At 73.4% G+C, this 6,516-nt stretch carries 6 protein-coding genes and 1 pseudogene; 4 read left to right on the plus strand and 3 right to left on the minus strand.

Annotation, left to right across the window (positions count from 1 at the left end; all coding sequences use genetic code 11):
* The 4 genes from G3I40_RS44210 to G3I40_RS44225 all read left to right on the plus strand — a co-directional run.
* The coding region (locus G3I40_RS44210) for an amidohydrolase family protein (protein WP_164560425.1) at positions 1-1,009 on the plus strand (1,009 nt) is incomplete at its 5' end.
* 218 nt (positions 1,010-1,227) lie between these two features.
* A complete protein-coding gene (locus tag G3I40_RS44215; RefSeq protein ID WP_164560426.1) occupies positions 1,228-2,214 on the plus strand; it encodes an isopenicillin N synthase family oxygenase in 987 nt (328 codons plus the stop codon).
* A 52-nt stretch (positions 2,215-2,266) separates the two neighbouring features.
* Complete coding sequence (locus G3I40_RS44220) at positions 2,267-2,560, plus strand: metalloregulator ArsR/SmtB family transcription factor (RefSeq protein ID WP_164560427.1); 294 nt, start codon at positions 2,267-2,269, stop codon at positions 2,558-2,560.
* Positions 2,557-2,946: a VOC family protein gene (locus G3I40_RS44225; protein WP_164560428.1), complete on the plus strand. Its 390-nt coding sequence runs from the start codon at positions 2,557-2,559 to the stop codon at positions 2,944-2,946. The genes G3I40_RS44220 and G3I40_RS44225 overlap by 4 nt, the downstream gene beginning before the upstream one ends.
* 163 nt (positions 2,947-3,109) lie before the next feature.
* Here G3I40_RS44225 and G3I40_RS44230 read toward each other — a convergent pair whose 3' ends face one another.
* The 3 genes and pseudogenes from G3I40_RS44230 to G3I40_RS47800 form a co-directional block, all read right to left on the minus strand.
* A complete protein-coding gene (locus tag G3I40_RS44230; RefSeq protein WP_164560429.1) occupies positions 3,110-4,228 on the minus strand; it encodes an XdhC/CoxI family protein in 1,119 nt (372 codons plus the stop codon).
* Positions 4,221-6,350: a xanthine dehydrogenase family protein molybdopterin-binding subunit gene (locus G3I40_RS44235; RefSeq protein ID WP_164560430.1), complete on the minus strand. Its 2,130-nt coding sequence runs from the start codon at positions 6,348-6,350 to the stop codon at positions 4,221-4,223. Before G3I40_RS44235 ends, G3I40_RS44230 begins: the two co-directional genes overlap by 8 nt.
* Positions 6,347-6,516, minus strand: a pseudogene (locus G3I40_RS47800) (xanthine dehydrogenase family protein subunit M); the annotation flags it as partial. The pseudogene G3I40_RS47800 and the gene G3I40_RS44235, both read right to left, overlap by 4 nt.

Below are 6,516 nucleotides of genomic sequence, written 5' to 3' on the forward strand. Positions count from 1 at the left end.
GGCCGCAGCCGAGGCGCTGCGCAGCGGCACCACCACCCTCGTCGAGCACATGTGGCCGCACCCGTCGCCCGAGGTGCACGACGCGGTGCTGCGGGCGCTGTGCGACAGCGGCGTACGGGCCGTGCTGTGCCGGGGCGTCGCCGACCGTGCCGACCGCAGCCGCAGGTGGGGTTTCGACCCGCGTCTGATGCAGCCGCTCAAGGAGGCGCTCGCCCACACGGACGAGTTGAGCGCGGCGGCGCACGGCACTCGCGTCCGGGTCGGTCTCGCCGTGCCCAATCCGCGCTGTCTGACCGAGGAGGGCATGGCGGCGGTGCGCGGCTACGCCGACGAGCGCGGGCTGCCCGTCTCGCTGCACCTCCTGGAGACGACGACGGACGACGCGATGTGCCGCGAGCACAAGGGAGTCGGGGCCGTCACGTATCTGGAGCGGGCCGGTTTCCTGTGGGAGCGGCTGCTCGCGGTGCACTGCGTGGAGCTCGACGCGGCGGGCCGCGCGACGCTCGCCCGGCACGGCGTCGGCGTCTCGTACAACCCGCTGAGCAACATGCGCCTCGGCAGCGGGATCGCTCCGGTGCCGGACATGCTGGCCGCCGGGGTGCGGGTCGGCCTCGGCGTCGACGGCGCGGCCAGCAACGACACGCAGGACATGCTGGAGGCGCTGCGGATCGGCGCGTACCTGCAACGGGTCGCGCACAAGAAGGCGGACCTGTTCGGGTTCCCGGAGATGTTCGCCATGGCGGCGAACGGCGCGAACGAGGTCCTGGGCCTGGAGCCCCGCCCGGACGGGGTGCGGGTCGGCATGCAGGCGGATCTCGTCCTGCACCGTTTCGCGCGGGACTACGCCTGCCTTCCCGTACGCGATCCGGGGGCCACGCTGCTGACGTGTGCGGGACCCCGGACCGTGGCGGCGGTCCTGGTCGGCGGCGAGGTGCTGGTCCGCGACGGGGAGCACGTCCGTTTGTCGTCGCGGGAGTTGGCGGCCGGGCTCGGCTTTACGGCGGCGTAACACCGTGATGCCCGGCGGAAACACCCGCCGGGCAGGCTGGACCCATCGCGTACGGACCCCGCCACTGCGCCGGGGTCCGTGCCAGCCCACGGCGCCGGGCCCGCGAAGGGGTCCGCCGCGACCGTGCCCGCGGGCCTCTGAGCGCCCGCGGTGGGGAGCGCAGGGGCGGTGACTGCGTCCCGAGGAGCCCACGACCGCTTCGAGGAGCGAGTGCCGCGATGAGTGAACCCACGTACGCCTTGGCCGAGTTGGCGAAGGAGACCCGCATGGGCGGGGCCGGGACGGAGACCTCCGCCCGGGAGATCCGCCGCATCGACCTCACCGACTTCGACGCCCGGCGGGCGCAGATCACCGAGGAGTTGTGGACGGCCGCCACCGACATCGGCTTCTTCCAGCTCGTGCACCACGGCATCGAACAGGAGCTGGTGGACGGCGCGTTCGCCGACGCCGCGCGCTTCTTCGCGCTGCCCGAGGAGACGAAGGCCCGGCACGGACTGAAGAAGGGGCTCAACTCGGGCTGGGAGTCGCTGACGCAGGTCCGCCCCTCGGTCGGGACGCCGGACCAGAAGGAGTCATACCAGCTGACGCGGCCGCACATGGACGGGCTGTGGCCCGTCGACGTGCTGCCCGGGTTCCGGGAGAGCACGCTCGCGTTCGAGGCGCGGTGCCGGGAGCTGGCGATGCGGGTCCTGTCGTGTTTCGCCGACAGGCTGGGGCTGCCCGACGGGTTCTTCGCCCGGGCCCACGACCCGGCGAGCGCGCAGTACCAGTCGACGCTGCGGATGCTGCACTACTTCGCCGTGCCGCAGGACCTCGTCGTCCCCGCGAACGTGTGGCGGGCAGGCGCGCACACGGACTTCGACTGTCTGACGCTGCTGTTCCAGCGGGACGGACAGGGCGGGCTGCAGGTGTGCCCCGGCAAGGAGGCAAAGGCGCAGGAGTGGACGCCGGTCGAGCCGGCCGACTCCGTCATCACCTGCAACATCGGGGACATGCTGATGCGGTGGAGCGACGACCTGCTGCCGTCGAACTTCCACCGGGTCAGGTCCCCCGGCCCGGACGAGGACCGCTCGTCCCGCTACAGCATCGCGTTCTTCGCGCAGGCCGACCGCGACGTGGTGATCGAGGGCCCGGCGGGCCGCTACCCGCCGATCACGGCGGCCGACTACATCCAGCAGCGGATCGCCGCCAACTTCGGACGCTGAGCCCCGGGAGCCGACTTGATAGGCAAGTGTCCACTTGCCTATGGTGACGGGCATGGCGGAGGACGTCTTCAAGGCTCTGGCCGATCCCACCCGCCGGCACATCCTCGATGAGCTGGTGGAACGGGACGGCCAGACCCTTTTCGAGATATGTGGGCGGCTGCTGGCCAGGCACGGTCTGGGGCTGTCCCGCCAGGCGATCAGTCAGCACCTGGCCGTCCTGGAGTCCGCGGGCCTGCTCCGCACCCGGCGCGAGGGCCGCTACAAGTTCCACGACCTGAACACCGCACCCCTTGAGCTCATCGTCACCCGGTGGCTCAGGCCCGGCCCACCGAAGGACACCGCATGAGGATCCACATCTCCAGCGTCTTCGTCGACGACCAGGAGAAGGCGCTGCGCTTCTACACCGACGTCCTGGGCTTCACGAAGAAGCACGACGTCCCCCTCGGCGACGAGGCACGGTGGCTGACCGTGGTCTCGCCGGAGGACCCGGAGGGGACCGAACTCCTCCTGGAGCCCTCCGGCCATCCCGCGGTGGGGCCGTACAAGACGGCGCTGGTCGCGGACGGGATTCCGGCCACCGCCTTCGCGGTGGACGACGTCAAGGCGGAGTTCGACCGGCTGCTCGGGCTCGGCGTCGTCTTCACCCAGGAACCCCTGGAGATGGGCCCGGTGACCACCGCGGTCCTGGACGACACCTGCGGCAACCTGATCCAGCTCGTGCAGGGCGCCTGACACCGGGCCGACGGCCTCACGCCACGACGTCGGGCGCGCGCCACGGTCCCGGCACGCCGCGCGCCCGATGACCGCGCCCCCTGTTCGTCGGAAGGGACGGCGGCGCGACCCGTGCACGTGGTCCCGTCGGAACAGGCCGGAGCCGACCGGAACCGAAGGGACCTCAGCCGGTCGCGCCGTGGATCGGCCCCCGCTCCCCCGCGAGCGGCAGCCCGCTGCCGCCCCGCCGCACCGCGACGATCTCCGCCCCGATCGACATCGCGGTCTCCTCGGGCGTCCGGCCGCCCAGGTCCAGGCCGATCGGTGAGCGCAGCCGGGCCAGTTCGCCGTCCGTGAGGCCGCTCTCGCGCAGGCGGGTCAGGCGGTCGTCGTGCGTGCGGCGCGAGCCCATCGCGCCGACGTACGCGACGGGCAGCCGCAGGGCCACTTCGAGCAGCGGTACGTCGAACTTCGCGTCGTGCGTCAGGACGCACAGCACCGTCCGCTCGTCCGTGGCGGTGTCGCGCAGGTAGCGGTCCGGCCACTCGACGACGACCTCGTCGGCCTCCGGGAAGCGGGCCCGCGTCGCGAACACGCCCCGCGCGTCGCACAGCGTCACGTGGAAGCCGAGGAGCTTGCCCACCCGCACCAGCGCACCCGCGAAGTCGACCGCCCCGAACACGATCATCCGAGCGGGCGGCACACTCGACTCCACGAACAGGCAGACGTCGCCGCCGCACCGCGCCGAACTCTCCGGCACCTCGCACACCCCGGTCCGCCCGAGGTCGAGCAGGGCGCGGGCCTGCGCGGCGAGCCCGGGATCGTCGCCCGAGCCCAGAGCGCTGTCGTACGACCCGTCGGGCCGCACCGCCATCAGGCCGCCGGTGCCCGCGAGTTCACCGGGTCCGTCGAGCACCCGGGCGAGGGCCACCGGTTCGCCGCGGGCCGCCGCGGCGAGCGCCGTCTGCAGCGCCGCACGGGACGGGGCGTCGCGGCGCACCGGGACGACGTGCACCTCCACCGCCCCGCCGCAGGTCAGACCCACGGCGAACGCGTCGTCGTCGCTGTACCCGAACCGCTCCCTGCGCACCGAGCCGTCCTGCAGGGTCTCGACGCACAGTTCGTAGACCGCGCCCTCGACGCAGCCGCCGGAGACGGAGCCGATGACCTCCCCGGCGGAGTCGACGGCGAGGGCCGCGCCGGGCGGGCGGGGTGCGCTGCCGCTCACCGAGACGACGGTGGCGACGGCGAACTCCCGGCCCTGCGCGGCCCATTCGCTCAGCTCGGCGGCGAGGTCAAGCATCCGACGCGTCCCGCCCGGCCTCGGCGAGCAGCACCCGGTCGGGCCGGATCGGCAGATCGCGCTGGCGGACGCCGGTCGCGTGCCACACCGCGTTGGCGATCGCGGCGGCCGTGCCCACGATGCCGATCTCCCCGATGCCCTTGATGCCGACGGGGTCGTCGGGGTCCGGGTCGTCGACCCACGCGGCCTCGATCTGCGGCACGTCGGCGTGCGCGGCGACGTGGTAGCCCGCGAGGTCGGCGCCGACGTGCCCGCCGGACTCCTGGTCGCGCACCGCTTCCTCGTGCAGCGCCATGGAGATGCCCCACGTCATGCCGCCGACGAACTGGCTGCGCGCGGTGAGCGGGTTGATGATCCGGCCCGCGGCGAAGACGCCGAGCAGCCTGCGCACCCGCACTTCTCCGGTGGCCACGTCCACCGCGACCTCGGCGAACTGTGCGCCGTAGGAGTAACGCTCCTTCTGCGCGAGCGCCGCGATCAGCTCGGTGGTGTCGGATCGGGCCGTGATCCCCTCCTGCGGGATCTCGCCGGGGGCGAGCGGCAGGCGTTCGCGCAGTTCGCGGGAGGCCGCCATGACGGCCCAGCCCCACGACCGGGTGCCCATCGAGCCGCCCGACACCCAGGCGTTGCCGAAGTCGCTGTCGGCGATCCGCACCCGCACCCGCTCGGGCGCCACGTCGAGGGCGTCCGCGGCGATCAGCGCGAGGGCGGTGCGGGCACCGGTACCGACGTCGGCCGCGGTGATCCGCACGGTGAAGGTGCCGTCCGCCTCCGCGGTCACGGACGCCGTGGAGGGAGCCACGCCGGCCGGGAACGTGGCCGCCGCCGTGCCCGTGCCGATCAGCCAGCGGCCCTCGCGACGCACCCGCGGACGCGGATCGCGCTCGGCCCAGCCGAAGCGGCGCGCGCCCTCCTCGAAGCAGCCGAGCAGGTTGCGGCTGCTGAACGGCAGACGCGAGATCGGGCCCACCGTCGGCTCGTTGCGGGCGCGCAACGCGATCGGGTCCATGCCGAGCCGCTCGGCGAGTTCGTCGAGGGCCGACTCGACGCCGAAGGAGCCCGGCGCCTCGCCGGGTGCCCGCATCCAGGTGGGCGTGCCGACGTCGACCGGCACCACTTTGTTGACGGTGTGGTGCGCCTCGGCCTCGTACATCGTGCGCCCGAACCCGGCGCCGCCCTCGACGAACTCCCGCAGGTTCGAGGTGAGGTTCAGGTGCTCGTGCCCGAAGGCCCGCAGCCGCCCGTCCGGGTCCGCGCCGAGCCGCACCCGCTGCGCGGTGGGACTGCGGTAGCCGGTGGTCGCGAACACCTGACGCCTCGTCAGCGCCAGCCGCACGGGCCGCTGCAGCTCGGTCGCGGCCATCACGGCGGCCACGTGGTGCGCGCGCAGCCCCTTGGAGCCGAAGGCGCCGCCGACGTGCTCGGAGCGTACGTGCACGGCGGACAGGTCGAGGGAGAAGAGGTGGGCGAGGTCGTCGGCGACCCACTTGCTGCCCTGGTTGGAGTCGAAGAGCTCCAGCCGCCCGTCGTGCCAGCGCACCGTCACCGCGTGCGGCTCCATCGCCGTGTGGTGCTGCTCGGGCGTCGTGTACGCGGCGTCCACCATGGCGGCGGACGCGGCGAGTTCGGCCTCCAGGTCGCCCTTGGCGGCCTCCATGTCCTCGGGGGTGTAGACACCGGCGCGGCCGGCGGCGAAGGCGACGTCGTGCGGCTCCTGGTCGTACTCGACGACGAGCGCCTCCGCCGCCTCCCGCGCCTGCTCGGACGTCTCGGCCACGACCAGGGCGACGGGCCAGCCCGCGTGCGGCACCCGGTCGTGCTGGAAGACCTCGACGATCGGGTCGGGGCGGCCGAGCGCACCGACGACGTCGTCCCGCACCCGCGGCGCGTTGTGGTGGGTCAGGACGGTCAGCACGCCGGGCATGCCGCGCACGGACTCCTCGTCGATGCGGCGGATGCGTCCGCGGGCGACGGTCGACAACACCAGCCAGCCGTAGGCGAGTTCGGTGAAGGGGATCTCGCCCGCGTACCGTGCGGCGCCGGTGACCTTGTCGCGTGCCTCGACGCGGGTGTGCGCGACGCCGACCGCGTCCGGCTTCGCCGTGGTGGACGCACTTGTCATCGGATCGACTCCTCGCTGAGTTCGGTGAGCATCGCCACGACGAGATTGCGCATCAGTGGCACCTTGTACGCGTTGTGCGGCAGCGGCTCGGCGGCCGCGAGCTCGGCATCGGCCGCGGCGGCGAACGACGCGCCGTCCGCGGGCGAGCCGATCAGCGCGCGCTCCG

It is taken from the genome of Streptomyces sp. SID14478 (assembly GCF_010548525.1).
GTDB lineage: Bacteria > Actinomycetota > Actinomycetes > Streptomycetales > Streptomycetaceae > Streptomyces.

Excerpts from the sequence above, each read along its gene's own strand:
- G3I40_RS44215 (WP_164560426.1), top strand. The coding sequence starts at position 1,228 with ATGAGTGAACCCACGTACGCCTTGGCCGAGTTGGCGAAGGAGACCCGC.
- G3I40_RS44220 (WP_164560427.1), top strand. The coding sequence starts at position 2,267 with ATGGCGGAGGACGTCTTCAAGGCTCTGGCCGATCCCACCCGCCGGCAC.
- G3I40_RS44225 (WP_164560428.1), top strand. The coding sequence starts at position 2,557 with ATGAGGATCCACATCTCCAGCGTCTTCGTCGACGACCAGGAGAAGGCG.
- G3I40_RS44230 (WP_164560429.1), bottom strand. The coding sequence starts at position 4,228 with ATGCTTGACCTCGCCGCCGAGCTGAGCGAATGGGCCGCGCAGGGCCGG.
- G3I40_RS44235 (WP_164560430.1), bottom strand. The coding sequence starts at position 6,350 with ATGACAAGTGCGTCCACCACGGCGAAGCCGGACGCGGTCGGCGTCGCG.